Annotated in this window: 27 protein-coding genes; all 27 read right to left on the bottom strand. The window is 40.4% G+C overall.

The features are described from left to right. Nucleotide 1: 1 nt before the first annotated feature. Entirely contained in the window at nt 2–538 is a 537-nt protein-coding gene (gene rplF, locus ACGLXV_RS16400; protein WP_119706279.1) for a 50S ribosomal protein L6, read from the bottom strand. Between the two features lie 31 nt (nt 539–569). After that, on the bottom strand, nt 570–968 hold the full coding sequence (rpsH, locus tag ACGLXV_RS16395; protein WP_066058527.1) for a 30S ribosomal protein S8: 399 nt from the start codon (nt 966–968) through the stop codon (nt 570–572). Between the two features lie 30 nt (nt 969–998). Beyond that, entirely contained in the window at nt 999–1,184 is a 186-nt protein-coding gene (rpsN, locus tag ACGLXV_RS16390) for a 30S ribosomal protein S14 (RefSeq protein ID WP_001085700.1), read from the bottom strand. A 25-nt stretch (nt 1,185–1,209) separates the two neighbouring features. Further along, complete coding sequence (gene rplE, locus ACGLXV_RS16385; RefSeq protein ID WP_066058530.1) at nt 1,210–1,749, bottom strand: 50S ribosomal protein L5; 540 nt, start codon at nt 1,747–1,749, stop codon at nt 1,210–1,212. 24 nt (nt 1,750–1,773) lie between these two features. Beyond that, a complete protein-coding gene (gene rplX / locus ACGLXV_RS16380) occupies nt 1,774–2,085 on the bottom strand; it encodes a 50S ribosomal protein L24 (protein ID WP_119706277.1) in 312 nt (103 codons plus the stop codon). A 35-nt stretch (nt 2,086–2,120) separates the two neighbouring features. Next, complete coding sequence (rplN, locus tag ACGLXV_RS16375) at nt 2,121–2,489, bottom strand: 50S ribosomal protein L14 (RefSeq protein ID WP_066058539.1); 369 nt, start codon at nt 2,487–2,489, stop codon at nt 2,121–2,123. Nucleotides 2,490–2,531: 42 nt separating this feature from the next. Continuing rightward, on the bottom strand, nt 2,532–2,795 hold the full coding sequence (gene rpsQ, locus ACGLXV_RS16370; protein WP_066058542.1) for a 30S ribosomal protein S17: 264 nt from the start codon (nt 2,793–2,795) through the stop codon (nt 2,532–2,534). Between the two features lie 20 nt (nt 2,796–2,815). Beyond that, entirely contained in the window at nt 2,816–3,019 is a 204-nt protein-coding gene (gene rpmC / locus ACGLXV_RS16365; protein WP_119706276.1) for a 50S ribosomal protein L29, read from the bottom strand. Next, nucleotides 3,009–3,443, bottom strand: coding sequence for a 50S ribosomal protein L16 (gene rplP, locus ACGLXV_RS16360; protein WP_119706275.1), 435 nt, complete (start codon nt 3,441–3,443; stop codon nt 3,009–3,011). Before rplP ends, rpmC begins: the two co-directional genes overlap by 11 nt. A gap of 1 nt (nt 3,444) precedes the next feature. Beyond that, nucleotides 3,445–4,101 (bottom strand): 30S ribosomal protein S3, encoded by a 657-nt coding sequence (gene rpsC, locus ACGLXV_RS16355; protein ID WP_119706274.1) that lies wholly within the window; start codon nt 4,099–4,101, stop codon nt 3,445–3,447. A 2-nt stretch (nt 4,102–4,103) separates the two neighbouring features. Further along, the gene (gene rplV / locus ACGLXV_RS16350) at nt 4,104–4,445 is read right to left on the bottom strand and encodes a 50S ribosomal protein L22 (protein WP_119706273.1); all 342 of its coding nucleotides are present in this window, start codon (nt 4,443–4,445) and stop codon (nt 4,104–4,106) included. A gap of 18 nt (nt 4,446–4,463) precedes the next feature. Further along, nucleotides 4,464–4,742 (bottom strand): 30S ribosomal protein S19, encoded by a 279-nt coding sequence (gene rpsS, locus ACGLXV_RS16345; protein WP_066058557.1) that lies wholly within the window; start codon nt 4,740–4,742, stop codon nt 4,464–4,466. Nucleotides 4,743–4,802: 60 nt separating this feature from the next. Next, nucleotides 4,803–5,633: a 50S ribosomal protein L2 gene (rplB, locus tag ACGLXV_RS16340; protein ID WP_066058560.1), complete on the bottom strand. Its 831-nt coding sequence runs from the start codon at nt 5,631–5,633 to the stop codon at nt 4,803–4,805. A 31-nt stretch (nt 5,634–5,664) separates the two neighbouring features. Then, on the bottom strand, nt 5,665–5,949 hold the full coding sequence (rplW, locus tag ACGLXV_RS16335) for a 50S ribosomal protein L23 (protein ID WP_066058561.1): 285 nt from the start codon (nt 5,947–5,949) through the stop codon (nt 5,665–5,667). Beyond that, a complete protein-coding gene (gene rplD, locus ACGLXV_RS16330; protein WP_066058564.1) occupies nt 5,949–6,572 on the bottom strand; it encodes a 50S ribosomal protein L4 in 624 nt (207 codons plus the stop codon). The genes rplW and rplD overlap by 1 nt, the downstream gene beginning before the upstream one ends. Before the next feature lie 29 nt (nt 6,573–6,601). After that, nucleotides 6,602–7,228 carry a 50S ribosomal protein L3 gene (rplC, locus tag ACGLXV_RS16325; protein ID WP_119706272.1) on the bottom strand — a complete coding sequence of 209 codons (627 nt, stop codon included), beginning with the start codon at nt 7,226–7,228 and terminating at the stop codon, nt 6,602–6,604. Nucleotides 7,229–7,267: 39 nt separating this feature from the next. Continuing rightward, complete coding sequence (gene rpsJ, locus ACGLXV_RS16320; protein ID WP_009336571.1) at nt 7,268–7,576, bottom strand: 30S ribosomal protein S10; 309 nt, start codon at nt 7,574–7,576, stop codon at nt 7,268–7,270. Between the two features lie 374 nt (nt 7,577–7,950). After that, a complete protein-coding gene (cysC, locus tag ACGLXV_RS16315) occupies nt 7,951–8,550 on the bottom strand; it encodes an adenylyl-sulfate kinase (RefSeq protein ID WP_119706271.1) in 600 nt (199 codons plus the stop codon). Nucleotides 8,551–8,563: 13 nt separating this feature from the next. Continuing rightward, complete coding sequence (sat, locus tag ACGLXV_RS16310) at nt 8,564–9,712, bottom strand: sulfate adenylyltransferase (RefSeq protein ID WP_391559486.1); 1,149 nt, start codon at nt 9,710–9,712, stop codon at nt 8,564–8,566. 2 nt (nt 9,713–9,714) lie between these two features. Next, entirely contained in the window at nt 9,715–10,794 is a 1,080-nt protein-coding gene (locus ACGLXV_RS16305; RefSeq protein ID WP_119706269.1) for a sulfate permease, read from the bottom strand. Nucleotides 10,795–10,807: 13 nt separating this feature from the next. After that, complete coding sequence (locus ACGLXV_RS16300; protein WP_391559485.1) at nt 10,808–11,527, bottom strand: phosphoadenylyl-sulfate reductase; 720 nt, start codon at nt 11,525–11,527, stop codon at nt 10,808–10,810. 164 nt (nt 11,528–11,691) lie between these two features. Continuing rightward, a complete protein-coding gene (gene tuf / locus ACGLXV_RS16295) occupies nt 11,692–12,879 on the bottom strand; it encodes an elongation factor Tu (protein WP_119706267.1) in 1,188 nt (395 codons plus the stop codon). A 131-nt stretch (nt 12,880–13,010) separates the two neighbouring features. Then, the gene (gene fusA, locus ACGLXV_RS16290; protein WP_251523668.1) at nt 13,011–15,089 is read right to left on the bottom strand and encodes an elongation factor G; all 2,079 of its coding nucleotides are present in this window, start codon (nt 15,087–15,089) and stop codon (nt 13,011–13,013) included. A gap of 63 nt (nt 15,090–15,152) precedes the next feature. Then, complete coding sequence (gene rpsG, locus ACGLXV_RS16285; RefSeq protein WP_119706265.1) at nt 15,153–15,623, bottom strand: 30S ribosomal protein S7; 471 nt, start codon at nt 15,621–15,623, stop codon at nt 15,153–15,155. Between the two features lie 50 nt (nt 15,624–15,673). Continuing rightward, nucleotides 15,674–16,096, bottom strand: a complete 423-nt coding sequence (rpsL, locus tag ACGLXV_RS16280) for a 30S ribosomal protein S12 (RefSeq protein ID WP_066058589.1) — start codon at nt 16,094–16,096, stop codon at nt 15,674–15,676. Nucleotides 16,097–16,202: 106 nt separating this feature from the next. Beyond that, nucleotides 16,203–16,451, bottom strand: coding sequence for a 50S ribosomal protein L7ae-like protein (locus tag ACGLXV_RS16275; protein WP_119706264.1), 249 nt, complete (start codon nt 16,449–16,451; stop codon nt 16,203–16,205). A 147-nt stretch (nt 16,452–16,598) separates the two neighbouring features. Continuing rightward, the gene (gene rpoC / locus ACGLXV_RS16270; protein WP_119706263.1) at nt 16,599–20,195 is read right to left on the bottom strand and encodes a DNA-directed RNA polymerase subunit beta'; all 3,597 of its coding nucleotides are present in this window, start codon (nt 20,193–20,195) and stop codon (nt 16,599–16,601) included. Nucleotides 20,196–20,300: the final 105 nt, after the last annotated feature.

The following is a 20,300-nucleotide window of genomic DNA, read 5'->3' as shown; positions in this document are numbered from 1 at the left end:
ATTACTTACCTGTCTTACCTTCTTTACGACGAACGAATTCGCCTTCATAACGGATTCCTTTACCTTTGTAAGGCTCAGGAGGACGAACGTCACGAATGTTAGCAGCAAGTGCGCCAACGCGCTCCTTGTTTGTACCTTTTACAATTACACGTGTATTTGAAGGTACTTCGATCTCAATACCTGTTTCAGGCTCAATTTCTACTGGATGAGAGTATCCAACGTTTAATACAAGCTTTGTACCTTGCTTTTGAGCACGGTAACCAACCCCGATTAATTCAAGTGTTCTTTCGAACCCTTTTGATACACCTTCAACCATGTTTGAAAGTAATGCGCGAGTAGTACCGTGCAATGCGCGGTGCTCCTTCGCATCAGATGGACGAGAAACGTTAATTACGTTCTCCTCTACCTTAATTTCGATATCTGGATTAAATGAACGACTTAGTTCACCTTTAGGACCTTTTACTGTTACGTTGCTTCCATCAACTGTTACTGTAACGCCAGATGGAATTTCAACTGGTTTTTTACCTACGCGAGACATTTAGTGCACCTCCATTCTTTAAGAAACTCTATTACCAAACGTATGCTAGTACTTCTCCGCCTACTTGCTTTGCGCGAGCTTCTTTATCAGTAAGAACGCCTTGAGAAGTAGATACTAATGCGATTCCAAGACCATTAAGTACACGTGGAACCTCTGTAGCTTTTGCATATACACGAAGACCAGGCTTACTGATACGCTTAAGACCAGTAATAACACGTTCGTTATTCGAACCGTACTTTAAGAAGATACGGATGATTCCTTGCTTGTTATCCTCGATATATTCAACATCACGCACGAAGCCTTCACGCTTTAAGATTTCAGCGATTTCTTTCTTCGTGTTAGAAGCAGGAACTTCTAATTTTTCGTGACGAACCATGTTCGCATTACGGATGCGAGTTAGCAAATCTGCAATTGGATCTGTCATGACCATTGTTTTTTACCTCCTTCCCAAACTCTAGTTTTACCAGCTAGCTTTTTTCACACCAGGAATTTGCCCTTTGTATGCTAATTCACGGAAACAAATACGGCAAAGCTTAAATTTACGGTATACAGAATGTGGACGTCCGCAACGTTCGCAACGTGTGTATTCTTGAACCTTGAATTTAGGCGTGCGTTTTTGTTTCGCAATCATTGACTTTTTAGCCACGTTTTCGCCTCCCTCTATTTACCGATTACTTTTGGAATGGCATTCCAAATTGAGTTAACAGTTCACGAGCTTCTTCATCAGTATTAGCTGTAGTAACGATAACAATATCCATACCACGAACTTTACTTACTTTATCGTAATCAATTTCAGGGAAGATTAACTGTTCTTTTACACCTAATGTGTAGTTTCCACGTCCGTCGAAAGACTTTTTAGAAATACCGCGGAAGTCACGTACACGTGGAAGAGATACAGAAACCAACTTGTCGAAGAATTCGTACATACGCTCTCCACGAAGAGTAACCTTCGCACCGATTGGCATACCTTCACGTAGACGGAAACCAGCGATAGACTTCTTTGCACGAGTAACAACTGGCTTTTGACCAGAGATAGCTGCTAGTTCTTCTACCGCGTTATCAAGTGCTTTTGCGTTTTGTACTGCATCACCAACACCCATGTTGATAACGATCTTTTCAAGCTTCGGTACTTGCATAATTGATTTATAGTTAAACTTGCTCACAAGAGCAGGAGTAATTTCTTTAACATATTTTTCTTTTAGGCGGTTCATTTTTGTACCTCCCTTCTTTTAGACTTATTTATCTAGAACTTCACCGGATTTTTTTGCAACACGTACTTTTTTACCGTCAACCTCTTTAAACCCTACACGAGTTGGCGTACCAGTCTTAGGATCGATAGGCATGACGTTTGATACATGAATAGGTGCCTCTCGGTTAATGATTCCACCTTGTGGATTCACTTGGGATGGCTTAGAGTGCTTCTTTACAATGTTTACTCCTTCAACTAGCACACGGCTTTGTTTAGGGAAAGCAGCTAAGATAACACCTGTTTTGCCTTTATCCTTACCAGAGATGACCATAACTTTGTCACCTTTTTTCACATGCATCTGTTCGCACCTCCTTAAAGGCATATATTTTAAGATTATAGTACTTCTGGAGCTAGTGATACGATCTTCATGAAGTTGCTGTCGCGAAGTTCACGAGCAACAGGTCCGAAGATACGCGTTCCGCGTGGACTCTTGTCGTCACGGATAATTACACAAGCGTTCTCATCGAAACGAATGTATGTGCCATCTGCACGACGAACGCCGCTTTTAGTTCGAACAACTACCGCTTTTACAACGTCACCCTTTTTAACAACGCCACCTGGTGTTGCTTGTTTCACTGTAACAACGATAATGTCACCAATATTAGCAGTCTTGCGGCCTGAACCACCAAGAACTTTAATTGTAAGTACTTCACGAGCACCTGAATTGTCAGCAACTTTTAAACGTGTTTCTTGTTGAATCATGTGTGTAACCTCCCTTCGGGATGTAGCTATTTCCGATCATAATTAAATAATTACTGCTGTTTCTACTACTTCAACAAGGCGGAAGCGCTTCGTAGCAGATAGTGGACGTGTTTCCATAATACGAACAACATCGCCAATTTTTGCAACGTTCTGCTCATCATGAGCCTTGAACTTTTTAGAGTACTTAACGCGTTTACCATATAATGGATGCTTTTTGTATGTTTCAACTAAGACAGTAACGGTTTTATCCATTTTGTCAGAAACAACGCGTCCAGTGTAAACTTTGCGTTGGTTGCGTTCACTCATCTTTCGCAAACCTCCTTCAATTATCGATTGTTAACGCCGATTTCTCTTTCACGAACTACAGTTTTCATGCGAGCAATCGCTTTGCGTACTTCACGAATGCGAGCTGTGTTTTCAAGTTGTCCAGTCGCCAATTGAAAGCGAAGGTTGAAAAGCTCTTCTTTTAAAGATTTAACTTTTTGTTCTATTTCGGCAGTGGTAAGGTCACGAATTTCATTAGCTTTCATTTGATTCACCACCAATTTCTTCTCGTTTTACAAACTTACATTTTACTGGAAGTTTGTGTGCTGCTAAACGTAATGCTTCACGTGCGATTTCTTCAGAAACACCAGCAACTTCAAACATTACTTTCCCAGGCTTAACAACTGCTACCCATCCTTCAGGAGCACCTTTACCAGAACCCATTCGGACTTCTAGAGGCTTAGCTGTATAAGGCTTATGAGGGAATATTTTAATCCAAACTTTACCGCCACGTTTCATGTAACGTGTCATTGCGATACGAGCAGCTTCAATTTGGCGGTTTGTAATCCAAGAAGCTTCAATAGCTTGTAGACCGAATTCACCGAAGTTAACCTCTGTACCACCTTTAGCCATTCCGCGCATTTTTCCACGGTGTTGACGGCGATACTTAACGCGTTTAGGGACTAACATATTATTTGCCTCCTTCCTCAGATTTCTTCTTAGTAGGAAGGACCTCTCCACGGTAGATCCATACTTTTACACCTAACTTACCGTAAGTTGTATCTGCTTCTGCTGTAGCGTAATCGATGTCAGCACGAAGAGTATGAAGTGGAACAGTTCCTTCACTGTAAGACTCCGAACGAGCGATGTCTGCACCGCCTAGACGACCAGATACCATTGTTTTGATACCTTTTGCACCAGCGCGCATTGCACGTTGAATAACTTGTTTTTGAGCACGACGGAAAGATACGCGGTTTTCTAATTGACGAGCAATGTTTTCCGCTACAAGCTTAGCGTCGATGTCTGCTTTTTTGATTTCAAGAATGTTGATGTGAACACGCTTGCCAGTAAGTGAGTTAAGAGCTTTACGAAGCGCTTCAACCTCAGTACCACCTTTACCAATAACCATACCTGGCTTTGCAGTGTGGATAGTGATGTTAATGCGATTAGCTGCACGCTCGATTTCTACTTTTGATACAGAAGCATCGCTTAGACGCTTTGTAATGTACTCACGTACTTTAAGGTCTTCGTGTAAAAGATCAGCATAGTCTTTTCCTGCGAACCATTTGGATTCCCAATCACGGATGATACCAATACGCAAGCCGACTGGATTAACTTTTTGACCCACTATTATCCCTCCTTCTTCTCTGTTAATACGATAGTAATATGACTAGTACGCTTGTTAATAGCACTTGCACGACCCATTGCACGAGGACGGAAACGTTTTAAAGTTGGTCCTTCGTCAACGAATGCTTGAGATACTACTAAGCTGTTAACGTCCATTTCATAGTTATGTTCTGCATTAGCAATCGCAGAGTTTAATAATTTTTCAATAACTGGTGAAGCAGTTTTTGGTGTATGCTTTAAAATCGCTACTGCTTCTCCTACTTGCTTACCTCGAATTAAATCTACGACTAAACGAGCTTTACGAGGAGCAATACGTACTGTTCTTAATACAGCTTTAGCTTGCATCAGAATGCCCTCCTCTCATTAACGTCTTGTTTTCTTGTCATCACTTGCATGACCTTTGTAAGTACGAGTTGGAGCGAATTCTCCAAGCTTATGACCTACCATGTCTTCAGTGACATATACAGGAACATGTTTACGACCATCATATACAGCAATCGTGTGTCCGATGAATTGCGGGAAGATCGTAGAACGGCGAGACCAAGTTTTAGTAACTTGCTTGCTTTCAGTTTCATTTAACTTTTCGATCTTTGTGATTAAATGCTCATCAACAAAAGGTCCTTTTTTTAAGCTGCGACCCATGTCTGAACCTCCCTTCGTGACTGCTCTACGGTTCTATGCTGGAACCGTAGTACAATCCCGTTATTTTTTACGACGACGAACGATAAATTTATCTGATTTGTTCTTTTTCTTACGAGTCTTGAATCCAAGAGTTGGTTTGCCCCATGGAGTCATTGGAGACTTACGTCCGATTGGTGAGCGTCCTTCTCCACCACCGTGTGGGTGATCGTTAGGGTTCATTACAGAACCACGAACTGTTGGGCGCTTGCCTAACCAACGAGAACGTCCAGCTTTACCGATGTTGATAAGTTCGTGTTGTTCATTACCAACTTGACCTACAGTTGCACGGCAAGTTGCAAGAATCATACGAACTTCACCAGAGTTTAGACGTACTAATACGTACTTACCTTCTTTACCAAGAACCTGTGCAGAAGTACCTGCAGAACGTACTAATTGTCCACCCTTACCAGGTTTTAACTCGATATTGTGGATAACTGTACCAACTGGAATGTTAGCAAGTGGTAATGCGTTACCTACTTTAATATCCGCTTCAGGACCTGACATGATTTCTGTTCCAACTACTAAGTTTTTAGGAGCTAAGATATAACGCTTTTCTCCATCCACGTAGTTAATTAATGCGATGTTTGCAGAACGGTTTGGATCATACTCGATTGTAGCAACGCGTCCTGGAATGCCATCTTTGTTACGCTTAAAATCGATAATACGATATTGACGCTTATGGCCGCCACCTTGATGACGTACTGTTAACTTACCTTGGTTGTTGCGTCCACCTTTTCTTTTTAAAGGAGCAAGTAGAGACTTTTCTGGTGTGCTTGTTGTAATTTCAGCAAAATCAGAAACTGTCATACCGCGACGACCGTTAGAGGTAGGTTTATACTTTTTAATCGCCATAATTTTTTCCCTCCTCTTCTTCTATTCTATATTAAACCTCGAATAATTCGATTTCTTTGCTATCAGCTGTTAATTTAACGATTGCTTTACGACGCTTGTTCGTGTAGCCTCCGAATTTACCCATGCGCTTGAACTTACCTTTGTAGTTCTGTACGTTAACTTTATCAACTTTGACACCAAAAATTTCTTCTACAGCGTCTTTAACTTGAGTTTTGTTAGCTCTAACATCAACTTCAAAAGTATATTTCTTTTCAGCCATTAGGTCAGTAGAACGTTCAGTGATAACGGGGCGCTTAATGATATCGCGTGCATCCATTATGCAAGCACCTCCTCTACTTTTTCAACCGCTGCTTTAGTCATGATCAACTTGTCATGATTTAAAACATCCAATACGCTAATTCCGTTAGCAGATACAACAGTAACACCAGGGATGTTACGTGCAGATAATGCTACGTTCTCATCAAGGTCAGCAGTTACGATAAGTGCTTTTGAATTAACAGATAATCCTGCTAATACACCTTTAAAGTCTTTAGTTTTTGGAGTTTCGAAAGCAAGGTTTTCAAGTACTAAAATGTTTTCTTCTAAAACCTTTGTAGATAATGCAGATTTAATCGCTAAGCGACGAACCTTTTTAGGTAATTTATAGCTATAGCTACGTGGAACTGGACCAAATACAGTACCACCTCCGCGCCATTGTGGAGAACGGATTGAACCTTGACGAGCACGACCAGTACCCTTTTGACGCCATGGCTTACGTCCACCGCCAGCTACTTCAGAGCGAATTTTTGTTTTGTGAGTTCCTTGACGTAAAGAAGCTCTTTGCATAATAACCGCTTCGAAAAGAACGTGATTATTAGGCTCGATACCAAAGATTGAATCATTAAGTTCGATTTCGCCAACTTGTGATCCAGTTTGGTTTAACAATGCTACTTTCGGCATTCTTATTTCCTCCTTTCTGACTTAAGTATTTATGCTTTTACCGCACTTTTAACTTTTACTAGAGCTTTTCTAGCTCCTGGTACATTACCTTTAATTAATAGTAGGTTGCGTTCTGCATCTACTCTTACAATTTCAAGATTTTGTACAGTGATTTGCTCTCCACCCATACGTCCAGGTAATAATTTACCTTTGAATACACGGTTTGGAGCTACAGGACCCATTGAACCTGGGCGACGGTGGTAACGTGAACCGTGTGCCATTGGTCCGCGAGATTGTCCGTGGCGTTTGATAACACCTTGGAAACCTTTACCCTTTGAAATTCCTGTTACATCTACGATTTCGCCTTCTGCGAAAATTGTTACTTTGACTTCTTGACCAACTTCATACTCATCTACGTTTACGTCGCGTAATTCACGAACGAAGCGCTTAGGAGCAGTGTTAGCTTTTGCAACGTGTCCTCTTTCAGGTTTGTTAGAAAGCTTTTCACGCTTGTCTTCAAAACCTAATTGAATTGAAGTATATCCATCAGTTTCAGACGTTTTCTTTTGAAGAACAACGTTTGGAGCTGCTTCTACTACAGTTACAGGGATAAGATCACCGTTTGCAGCAAACACTTGAGTCATACCAATTTTTCTTCCTAAGATTCCTTTGGTCATTAAAGTCACACCTCCTGAAAGTTTATTATTTTTATTTCATTAAAGTTTGATTTCGATATCTACACCAGATGGTAAATCTAAACGCATTAATGAATCAACTGTTTGTGGAGTTGGATTCACGATGTCGATTAGACGCTTATGAGTACGCATCTCGAATTGTTCACGAGAATCTTTGTACTTATGAACCGCACGAAGGATTGTGTAAATTGACTTTTCAGTTGGTAATGGAATCGGACCAGATACAGCCGCACCAGAACGCTTTGCAGTTTCTACAATCTTCTCTGCTGATTGATCAAGAATTCTGTGATCATAAGCTTTTAAACGAATACGAATCTTTTGTTTTGCCATTATTTTCCCTCCTTTTCGCCTATATTAAAAATAGACATTCTCCGTGAAAATTTCCCACACACTCGCCATGGCAAAGCGGCCGGGTGTGTCAGCAACCTTTCACTTCATCGCAGTCAAAGACCAACATTGTCTATTATACTGAAACGATAAAGCAATTGCAACATAAATATGTTTTTTTGTTTATCTTTCGAACACTTTTCCTATTATAGCTGTTACACTTGCTCTTTTCAACCAGGGTGAACAATAAACTTTGTGTGAAATAATTCCACTCTCTCCAACTTCACTATATAGAAAGAGGCCCATAAAAAAAGGCCAGTACAAAGGTGTCTTTTATGGACTCTTATACCGGCTCTTCATATTCTTCTATCTAATACCTATTCTTTTATATATCCCTTAGATTTTAAGTGTTGAAGAATTTGCTCTACACTTTCTTCTATAGAATACTTATTTGTCTCTACTACGATTTCTGGGTTCACTGGTTCTTCATACGGTGAATCGATACCTGTGAAGTCACGAATAAGCCCTTTTCTTGCTTTTTCATATAAACCCTTCGGATCTCTCTTCTCGCACTCATCTACCGGGCACTTAATATATACTTCAATAAACTCATCAGCTTCTAGTAACTCACGTACAAGTTCTCTATCTTTAATAAAAGGAGAGATAAATGCCGTTATTACAATTTGTCCACTATCTACAAAGAGCTTTGATACTTCTCCGATTCTACGGATGTTTTCTGTACGATCCTCTTCAGAGAAACCAAGGTCCTTATTTAATCCGTGACGAATATTATCTCCATCTAACACGTAAGGATTTAACCCTTGATCAAAAAGTGCCTTAGCAGCAGCATTAGCTACTGTAGACTTCCCTGAGCCAGATAAACCAGTGAACCATAGAACAAAGCTATGATGTCCGAATTGCTTTCTTCTTAGCTCTTTATTTAATGAAGCTTCATGCCATGTAATATTTGTACTCATAATAATCCTCCAACTATGCCTTCACACTGTGAGATTTTAAGCCTTCAATTAGTACTTCTACCACTTCTTTACGGCTAAATTCACTTGGTGGTACTTCACCATTATGAAGCATTTCTCTTACTTTTGTTCCAGAAAGAATCACATGATCTTCTTTTGAATGTGGACATGTTTTTGTTGATGCCATGTTTCCACACTTCTTGCAGTAAAAGCTATGTTCAAAGAATAAAAGTGTTAGACCTAATTCCTCTTGTGTAAATTGATCAAAAATCTTTTGTGCATCGTAGGTTCCGTAGTAATTTCCCACACCTGCGTGATCTCTACCTACAATAAAATGCGTGCAACCATAGTTTTTTCGAACCATCGCATGGAAAATAGCTTCTCTAGGTCCTGCATAGCGCATTGCTGCTGGGAATACAGCAAGATATACACGATCTTCTGGATAGTAATTCTTTAATAACACTTGATAACTCTTCATTCTTACATCTGCTGGAATATCATCAGATTTTGTTTCTCCCACCAACGGATTTAAGAATAGTCCATCAACGATTTCTAGGGCTGACTTTTGAATGTATTCGTGTGCACGGTGAACAGGATTTCTCGTTTGGAAACCTACAACAGTCTTCCATCCGTTTTCAGCGAAAATACTTCTTGTTTCTGTTGGATCTAGATAGTACTCGTTAAATCTTTCTCTTTCTAATCGCTTTACGACCTTAATTGGTCCACCTACGTAAATATTCTTTCTTTCAAATAACTTCCTTACTCCGGGATGCGCTAATTCTTCTGTTTGATAAACAGCTTTAGCCTCAACTTCCTTGTCCGGTGTATAGATGTCATTAATCGTGATGACTCCGTATACTTCCCCTTCAAAAACAAGTTTCGCTTCTGCACCGATTGACAAAGTACTAGCTTTTACTTCGTCTACTGGAAGAGTGATCGGTATACTCCATACATGACCATCAGCCAAACGCAAGTTATTCACAACTGATTCATAATCATTTTTATTAAAAAAGCCAGTGATAGGGCTATAAGCTCCATTTCCAATAAGCTCTAAATCGCTTAACGCTGTCTTATCTAAATCAATTGAAAGCTCAATATTTTCAATATTGTATTCTGGCTCCCATAGATTGATAAGTTTTCCTCCGTGTGGCGTACTAAGTGTCATAGTTAAATACCTCCGCTATTTTCAAAGTATGTTCGGTTCTCTTTTTTTATTGTATTTGCCAAGGATAGTGTACCTAAAGTGGCAATACTTACACTAAACAGCACTACAACAGTATATATATCAGTATCAACAAAGATCTTTACGAGTCCATAAGATAAAACAAGTGATAGAATAGGAGATACAATCCATACCTTAATAATCTTGTTTATTATACTTTGTTGAAATATTGACATCCCTCGTTGAGCAAAACCAATTCCAATGATTGCAGTACTTGTGACTTGAGTTAACGGTACCGGTAACCCAAATACTGAAGCTAATATAACCAGGGTTGCACCTGTACTTGAGATAGCCCCACCTTCAAGCAAGGAAAAGCTCGTTATTTTTTTCCCGTTTGTTTGAAGCACTCTTCCTCCAAGGAATATAGCTCCTACTGCAATGAATAATCCACCAACCCAAACTCCAGTTGTAATAGAGACTACTCCGGCTCCTACTAAAGGACCTGCCGCATTTGCTACATTGTTCATTCCTGCCGAAAAAGCTTCAAAAAACCCAACAACAATAACAAAGATTGTGATTGGTTTATTATACTTCCCATTTTTTAATGTAGGAAATTTCTTTTCAAGTAATTTTATTCCCCTACCCCACAAAAGCGCTATAGTAAATGCTGCTATTGGAACGATAAACCAGAAAGCAACAATAACTAAAATGTTCTTAACAAATAGCGCCTTAAAAGCAACACCCACTCCTACAACAGATCCAACTGTAATCTCGCTCGTGGACAAAGGAATCCCCATTAAGTTGGCAATAAATAATGAAAGTGCAGCTGAAGATAGAATAATGAGAACTACTTTTTCATCTAGTACCGATGAAGGCACAATATTTGATCCGATTGTTTTGACAACTTCACTACCACCGAGTACAGCACCTAAAAAAATCGCCACTCCACAAACAAGCAGAGCCACTTTTTTCTTTGGAAGTGCTCCTGAGCCGTAAGCGATAGAAATTGAGGCTGCAGCTCCACTTGCACCAATATTCATAGCCAAAAAGAGAGCAACAATAACAGCTGTATATGTTATGACCATGGGCCATGCCCTCCTATTGGTGTAATCCGCATTCTGTCTTACCTGTTCCTGTCCATCGACCTGATCTCATATCATCTGCGTTAAATGCCGGAGAAGTACATGGCGCACAACCAATACTAGGGTACCCATTATCATGAAGAACATTATACGGAAGGTCATTCTTATGTGCGTATCTCCAAACATCCTTCCACGTCCAGTGAATGAGAGGACATACTTTAATCGATTCAAATTTGTTATCTTTATTGAAATACTGTGTGTTCTTTCTCGTTTCAGACTGCTCTCTTCTTAATCCACTTATCCACGCAGTTGCACCCGATAAGGCTTCTCTTAAAGGAATAATCTTTCTAATTTCACAACATCTGTTTGGAGCCGTCTTCCAGAGTTCATCTCCGTGTTGTTCTTTTTGCTCTTCTAATGTTAAGGAAGGTTTTTTAAGTTCAATTTCTAGTTGTGGGTAACGTTCTTTTACCTTGTCAATAAGTTCATATGTCTCTTTAAAATGAAGACCAGTATCTAAGAAAACAACCTTTGCATCCGGCTTAACCTTCGCTATTAAATCAATCATGACCATGCCTTCAATTCCAAAACTACATGCGTACACAATTTCATTCTCATCGTAATGCTCATAACTCCAACGTAACGCATCGAGTGCGCCTTTTGTCTCATTATCTTCGTCGAAGCTAGGAAACGAATAATGATCATATGATGAAAAAGTCAACTTTGACTCGACCATGTAATACCACTCCTAACATTAATATATCTCTATTTAAATTTAATTCCAACTTAACTGATAGGTTTAATTAAATTTAACAACAGAATGGAAAAATGTCAATGCTTTACCTAAAAAAAAGCATAGAAAAAAGCAGATGGAAAACCCATCTGCTTTCTTATTTAAAATTATTCAGTGATTGTAGCAACTACGCCAGCGCCTACAGTACGTCCACCCTCACGGATAGAGAACTTAGTACCTTCTTCGATCGCAACTGGAGCGATTAGTTCAACAGTCATTTCGATGTTGTCGCCAGGCATAACCATTTCAACACCTTCTGGAAGGTTACAGATACCTGTAATATCAGAAGTACGGAAATAGAATTGTGGACGGTAGTTAGTGAAGAATGGAGTATGACGTCCACCTTCTTCTTTAGAAAGAACATAAACTTCCGCTTTGAACTTTGTGTGTGGAGTGATTGATTTTGGCTTAGCCAAAACTTGTCCACGCTCGATTTCTTCACGAGAAACCCCACGAAGAAGTGCACCAATGTTGTCTCCAGCTTCAGCATAGTCAAGAAGCTTACGGAACATTTCTACACCTGTTACAGTAGTAGACTTAGGCTCTTCAGTGAAACCAACGATTTCAACTACGTCACCAACTTTAACTACTCCACGCTCAACACGTCCAGTAGCAACAGTTCCACGACCAGTGATTGAGAATACATCCTCAACTGGCATCATGAATGGCTTTTCAGTGTCACGAGCTGGTGTTGGAACATACTCATCAACCGCAGCCATAAGCTCGTTGATTTTCTCTTCCCATTCAGCTTCACCTTCTAAAGCTTTAAGAGCAGAACCTTTAATTACAGGAATGTCATCTCCAGGGAAGTCATACTCAGAAAGTAGGTCACGGATTTCCATTTCTACTAATTCAAGAAGCTCTTCGTCGTCTACCATATCACACTTGTTCATGAATACTACAAGGTGAGGTACACCAACCTGACGAGAAAGTAGGATGTGCTCACGAGTTTGTGGCATTGGACCATCAGTAGCAGATACTACTAGGATACCGCCGTCCATTTGAGCTGCACCAGTGATCATGTTCTTAACGTAGTCAGCGTGACCTGGGCAGTCAACGTGTGCGTAGTGACGGCTAGCAGTTTCGTACTCAACGTGCGCAGTAGAGATTGTGATTCCACGCTCTCTTTCTTCTGGAGCACCGTCGATTTGATCATATGCACGAGCTTCTGCTCCACCTACCTTAGCAAGTACAGAAGTGATTGCAGCTGTTAAAGTTGTTTTACCATGGTCAACGTGACCAATTGTACCGATGTTAACGTGTGGCTTAGAACGGTCAAATTTAGCTTTTCCCATTAGAAAAATCCTCCTTTAATATATAAAAAATAGTCTAAGTATATTTATGGACAGAGAGGTAGCTGTTACCAGCACCTACCAACGTCCACACTTACATAAGTAGTTATACTTTAAAAAAGGGCGAAAATCAATTATTCGCCTTTATTTTTTTTGATGATTTCTTCAGAGATTGATTTTGGAACCTCTTCATAGTGATCGAAATGCATTGAGAATACTCCACGACCTTGCGTGCTAGAACGAAGGCTTGTTGCATATCCAAACATTTCAGAAAGTGGAACCATTGCACGAACAACTTGAGCGTTACCGCGTGCTTCCATACCTTCTACACGACCACGACGTGAAGTTACGTTACCCATAATATCACCAAGATACTCTTCAGGAATAATAACTTCGACTCTCATGATAGGCTCAAGGATAACTGGGTTACACTTAGAAGCTGCTGCTTTAAGTGCCATAGACGCAGCAATCTTAAACGCCATTTCAGATGAGTCAACATCATGGTAAGATCCATCAAACAATCTAGCTTTGATATCGACAACAGGGAATCCAGCAATCATACCTCTGTCAAGTGAATCTTCAAGACCCGCTTGTACAGCTGGGATGTATTCACGAGGAACAACACCACCGACGATTCCATTTACGAATTCGAATCCTTTTCCTTCTTCGTTTGGAGAGAATTCAATCCAAACGTGTCCGAATTGTCCACGTCCACCAGATTGGCGAGCAAACTTTCCTTCTACATTAGCAGAAGAACGGATTGTTTCGCGGTAAGCAACCTGAGGTGCACCAACGTTAGCTTCAACTTTGAATTCACGACGCATACGGTCTACTAGAATATCTAAGTGAAGTTCACCCATACCTGCGATGATAACTTGTCCAGTTTCCTGGTCAGTATGCGCACGGAATGTTGGATCCTCTTCTTGAAGCTTTTGAAGAGCAGTAGTCATTTTATCTTGGTCAGCTTTAGATTTAGGCTCGATAGATAATTGAATAACTGGCTCTGGGAATTCCATAGACTCTAGGATAACTAGGTTCTTTTCATCACATAGTGTATCTCCAGTTGTAGTATCTTTTAGACCTACAGCAGCAGCGATATCACCAGCGTATACCATTGAAATCTCTTCACGGCTGTTAGCATGCATTTGTAGGATACGACCTACACGCTCACGCTTACCTTTAGTAGAGTTTTGAACGTAAGAACCTGAGCTTAATGTACCAGAGTACACACGGAAGAAAGTTAGTTTTCCAACATAAGGGTCAGTCATAACTTTGAATGCTAGAGCTGAGAAAGGCTCTTCATCGCTTGAGTGACGCTCAACTACTTCATCGCTATCAGGTAATGTACCTTTGATTGCAGGTACATCTAATGGTGATGGTAGGTAGTCAATTACAGCGTCAAGCATCAACTGAACACCTTTGTTTTTGAATGCTGATCCACAGATAACTGGGTAGAACTCAACGTTAACAGTACCTTTACGAATCGCTGATTTTAGCTCATCGTTAGTGATTTCTTCGCCACCAAGGTATTTTTCCATTAATACTTCGTCAAACTCAGATACCGCTTCAATTAATTTTTCACGGTATTCTTCTGCTTCAGCACGGTACTCTTCAGGGATTTCACGAACTTCAATATCTGTTCCAAGGTCGTTACCATAGAATGTTGCATTCATTTCAACAAGGTCAATGATAGCTGAGAATTGATCTTCAGCTCCGATTGGAAGTTGAATTGCAGCAGCATTCGCTTGTAAGCGATCATGAAGTGTTTTGATTGAATACTTGAAATCAGCACCAATTTTGTCCATCTTGTTTACAAATACAACACGTGGTACACCGTAAGTTGTTGCTTGGCGCCAAACTGTTTCAGTTTGAGGCTCAACACCAGACTGTGCATCAAGTACAGCAACTGCACCATCAAGTACACGCAGGGAACGTTCTACTTCTACTGTGAAGTCTACGTGTCCCGGTGTATCGATGATGTTAACTCGGTGGCCTTTCCATTGAGCAGTTGTAGCAGCGGAAGTGATTGTAATTCCGCGCTCCTGTTCCTGCTCCATCCAGTCCATTTGAGATGCACCTTCATGTGTTTCACCAATCTTATGAATACGACCAGTGTAATAAAGTACACGCTCAGTTGTTGTTGTTTTACCAGCATCAATATGAGCCATGATACCGATATTTCTTGTATTTGCTAAGGAGAACTCTCTTGCCATTGGTATTTCTCCTTTCTCGTATGAGTGTTTTAGTTTATTTTTATATTTGAGTAAAAGTAAATTCTACCAACGATAGTGAGCAAATGCTTTGTTTGCTTCAGCCATTTTATGAGTATCTTCACGCTTTTTAACTGATGCACCAGTGTTATTCGCTGCATCTAAGATTTCGTTAGCTAAACGCTCTTCCATCGTCTTTTCTCCACGAAGGCGAGAGTAGTTTACTAACCAACGAAGACCTAGAGTTGTACGACGATCTGGACGCACCTCTACTGGTACTTGATAGTTAGAACCACCTACACGGCGTGCTTTAACTTCAAGAACTGGCATGATATTTTTAAGTGCTGCATCGAATACTTCGATTGGTTCTTTACCACTGCGCTCACGAATAAGTTCGAATGCAGAGTAAAGGATTGCTTGTGACTTTCCTCTTTTACCGTCGATCATCATTTTGTTGATCAAACGAGTGATTAGCTTTGAGTTATATAACGGATCTGGTAATACGTCTCTCTTTGCTACAGGACCTTTACGAGGCATGTTTGTTCCTCCTTTCACAGAAGTGTGATTTTAGTTTTTTGTAGTAATAATTATTTCTTAGCTGCTTTTGGTCTCTTAGTTCCGTATTTAGAACGACCTTGCATACGGTTGTTTACACCAGCTGTATCTAGTGCACCACGAACGATATGATAACGTACCCCTGGTAAGTCCTTTACACGACCACCGCGAATAAGTACTACGCTGTGCTCTTGTAGGTTGTGACCAATTCCAGGAATGTATGCTGTTACTTCAATTCCGTTAGTTAAGCGTACACGAGCATATTTACGTAATGCTGAGTTCGGCTTCTTCGGAGTCATTGTACCAACACGCGTACATACCCCACGCTTTTGAGGTGAAGATACGTTCGTTTGTGATTTCTTGAAGCTGTTGTAACCTTTGTTTAGTGCAGGTGATTTAGACTTTTCCTCTTTCGAAGAACGTGGCTTACGCACTAATTGATTAATTGTAGGCATTTCTTTTTCCTCCCTTCATCTACTATTTCAAAGCCCACACATCCAGGTGGTTCATTTTGAAACAAAAAACAAAGTCTTTATAGATATCTTTCTATAAAAACAGTTTTTAAAAAGTTATTGCTACAGTAGAAGCACCTACTTCGATCCCGCAAGCTTTACCAAGCTTTTTCATAGAATCTACGTATATAATTGGAACGCCTACTTCCTGTGCTGTACTAATTACCTTTGCTGTTACACGTGGTTCAGCATCCTTAGCTACTAGTACTTCGGAAATAGTGCCGCTTTTGATGGCTTTTACTGTTTGCTTAGTTCCTACGATAAATCTCTTTGCCTGCATTACTTTTTCATAAGACATGATTGCATCCTCCAAAGTAACAGGTTTATAGGAGCACCTTTGATATATTAACACCTATGAAACTCGCTGTCAACACCTAATGATATTTTTATTAATAGAGATGTTCATTTAATGTGCGGCACTCAGGGTAGAGTGCCGCATGAATGATTATTCTACAGTTAATACTTCTTCTTGTTCAATGTTTCTTACTGGTTCAGCTTTACGATAACGTTGCATACCAGTTCCAGCTGGAACAAGCTTACCAATAATTACATTTTCCTTCAGACCAAGTAACTCATCGCGTTTACCTTTAATAGCTGCGTCTGTAAGTACTCTTGTTGTTTCTTGGAATGAAGCAGCAGATAAGAATGAATCTGTTTCAAGTGAAGCCTTAGTAATACCAAGCAATACAGGACGCCCTGTTGCAGGCATTTTTCCAGAAAGCAACGCTTTTTCGTTTGCATCTCTGAATTGATGTACATCAAGAAGCGATCCAGGTAATACATCTGTTTCACCTGCATCAATGACACGAACCTTACGAAGCATTTGTCGTACCATTACTTCAACGTGCTTGTCACCAATTTCTACCCCTTGCATACGGTATACTTTTTGAACTTCACGAAGCAAATACTCTTGAACAGCTGTAACGTCTTTCACTTTGATTAATTCCTTAGGATCGATCGAACCTTCTGTCAGTTCTTCACCGCGTTCAACCTTATCGTTTACAGCCACTTTTAGACGTGCCGTGTATGGAGCTGTGTAGGTTCTTGACTCTACATCGCCCTGAACGATAATTTCATGCTGGCGGTCGCGGCCTTCGTTAATACCAACAACCACACCTTCGATTTCAGAAATGACCGCTTGACCTTTCGGATTACGCGCTTCAAAAATCTCCTGAATACGAGGTAGACCTTGTGTGATATCGTCTCCAGCAACCCCACCTGTATGGAATGTACGCATCGTTAACTGTGTTCCTGGTTCACCGATAGATTGAGCAGCGATGATACCAACAGCTTCTCCCACTTCAACCTCTTGACCAGTTGCTAAGTTACGACCGTAACATTTCTTACATACACCGTGGCGAGAGTTACATGTAAACGCAGAGCGGATCCATACATCCTCTACACCAGCGCCAACCACTTCGGCTGCTAGGTCTTCCGTAATTAATTCATTTTCACGAACCATTACTTCTTTTGTTTCAGGGTTTTTAATTGCTTTTCTTGCATAACGTCCGATTAAACGTTCTTCTAGAGACTCGATAATTTCCGTTCCATCTCTAAGTGCAGCAATATGCAATCCGCGATCCGTACCGCAATCGTCATCACGAACGATAACATCTTGTGCTACGTCAACGAGACGGCGAGTTAAGTAACCAGAGTCAGCAGTTTTTAGTGCTGTATCAGCAAGACCTTTACGTGCACCGTGAGTAGAGATAAAGTACTCTAATACTGTTAGACCTTCACGGAAACTTGATTTGATTGGTAATTCGATGATACGACCAGCCGGGTTCGCCATTAGTCCACGCATACCAGCAAGCTGCGTAAAGTTAGATGCGTTACCACGGGCACCAGAGTCACTCATCATGAAGATTGGGTTTGTTTTATCTAATGATTTCATTAGCTTCGCTTGGATAACATCCTTCGCAGCACTCCAGATGGAGATAACACGATCATAACGCTCATCTTCTGTGATTAAACCACGTCTAAATTGCTTTTGAACATTATCTACCTTTGTTTGTGCTTCAGCGATAATCTCTTGCTTTTCACCTAATACAACGATGTCTGCAACCCCAACTGTAATACCAGCTTTTGTAGAGTGCTTAAACCCTAAGTCCTTCATTCGGTCAAGCATCTTTGAAGTTTCAGTAATCTTAAACTTCTTAAATACTTCCGCAATGATGTTCCCTAGAATCTTCTTTTTAAATGGATCTACAACATCCATTTCACTAATTACTTGTTTCACATCCGTACCAGGCTCTACAAAGAATCTTGCAGGTGTTTCTACTTCAAGATTTGATTTAGTAGGCTCGTTGATGTAAGGGAATGAGCTAGGCAAGATTTCATTAAAGATCAGTTTTCCAACCGTCGTTAATAGAAGCTTTTTATTTTGCTCTTCAGTGAACGTCTCGTTATTCAGTGAACCTGCATGTACAGCTACACGAGTATGTAAGTGTACATAACCATTTTGGTAAGCTAATATCGCTTCATTGGTATCATTGAAAATCATACCTTCGCCAACAGCACCTGCACGTTCAAGAGTTAAGTAATAGTTTCCTAATACCATATCCTGAGACGGAGTAACTACTGGTTTTCCATCCTTAGGGTTAAGGATGTTTTGAGCTGCAAGCATTAATAATCTTGCTTCTGCTTGAGCTTCAGACGAAAGCGGAACGTGAACGGCCATTTGGTCACCGTCAAAGTCAGCATTGTATGCCGTACACACTAGCGGATGAAGACGAATCGCACGACCTTCTACTAGCGTTGGCTCAAATGCTTGAATACCTAGTCTGTGAAGAGTCGGTGCACGGTTAAGAAGAACCGGATGCTCTCTAATTACTTCTTCAAGTACATCCCAAACTTCAGGCTGAACTCTTTCAATCTTACGCTTAGCCGATTTGATATTGTGGGCTAGACCTTTTTCCACCAATTCCTTCATAACGAATGGCTTAAATAACTCTAGTGCCATTTCTTTTGGCAATCCACATTGGTACATCTTTAAGTTTGGTCCTACAACGATAACGGAACGACCAGAATAGTCAACACGCTTACCTAGTAGGTTTTGACGGAAACGACCTTGCTTCCCTTTCAACATATGTGAAAGGGATTTTAAAGGACGGTTACCTGGTCCTGTTACCGGACGTCCGCGACGACCATTATCAATTAGAGCATCTACTGCTTCTTGAAGCATACGCTTTTCGTTTTGTACGATAATGCTTGGAGCTCCTAAATCTAATAGACGCTTAAGACGGTTATTACGGTTAATCACACGACGATATAAATCGTTCAAGTCAGATGTAGCAAAACGCCCTCCATCTAATTGAACCATTGGACGTAATTCTGGCGGTATGACAGGCAGAACATCAAGTATCATCCAAGATGGCTCATTTCCTGAGTTACGGAATGCTTCTAGAACCTCTAGGCGCTTAATTGCTCTTGTACGACGTTGCCCTTGTGCAGTTCTTAACTCTTCCTTTAGCGCTTCAACATCTTTGTTTAAATCAATATCAGAAAGAAGCTTTTTAATGGATTCAGCACCCATTGATGCTTGGAATTTATTACCGTATTTGTCGCGGTATGCACGATATTCCTTCTCTGATAAAAGCTGCTTCTTTTCTAATGCTGTATCACCAGCATCTGTAACTACATATGAAGCAAAATAAATGACCTCTTCAAGTGCACGAGGTGACATGTCTAAAACAAGACCCATACGACTTGGGATCCCTTTGAAATACCAAATATGAGACACAGGTGCGGCTAATTCAATATGACCCATACGCTCACGACGTACTTTTGCACGAGTTACTTCCACTCCACAGCGATCACAGACTACACCTTTATATCTTACACGCTTGTACTTACCGCAATGACATTCCCAGTCCTTTGTTGGTCCGAAAATACGCTCACAGAATAAACCGTCTTTTTCAGGTTTAAGTGTACGGTAGTTAATTGTTTCTGGCTTTTTTACTTCTCCAAAAGACCATGAACGAATCTTATCTGGTGAAGCAAGACCAATTTTCATAAACTCAAAATTATTGACATCTAGCAAGGGGCCTACCTCCCTTTTGATCTACGGGTTTTACCCTTATATGAAAGGCTTAGATCCTAAATAAGTCTCTTTGCCAACAATATGTTAGGGAATGATTCCTTGAAA

The organism is Robertmurraya sp., from assembly GCF_036676585.1.
Lineage (GTDB): Bacteria > Bacillota > Bacilli > Bacillales > Cytobacillaceae > Robertmurraya_A.
Note: the sequence above shows the minus strand (reverse complement) of the source record. Positions and strands in the feature narration are given on the sequence as shown.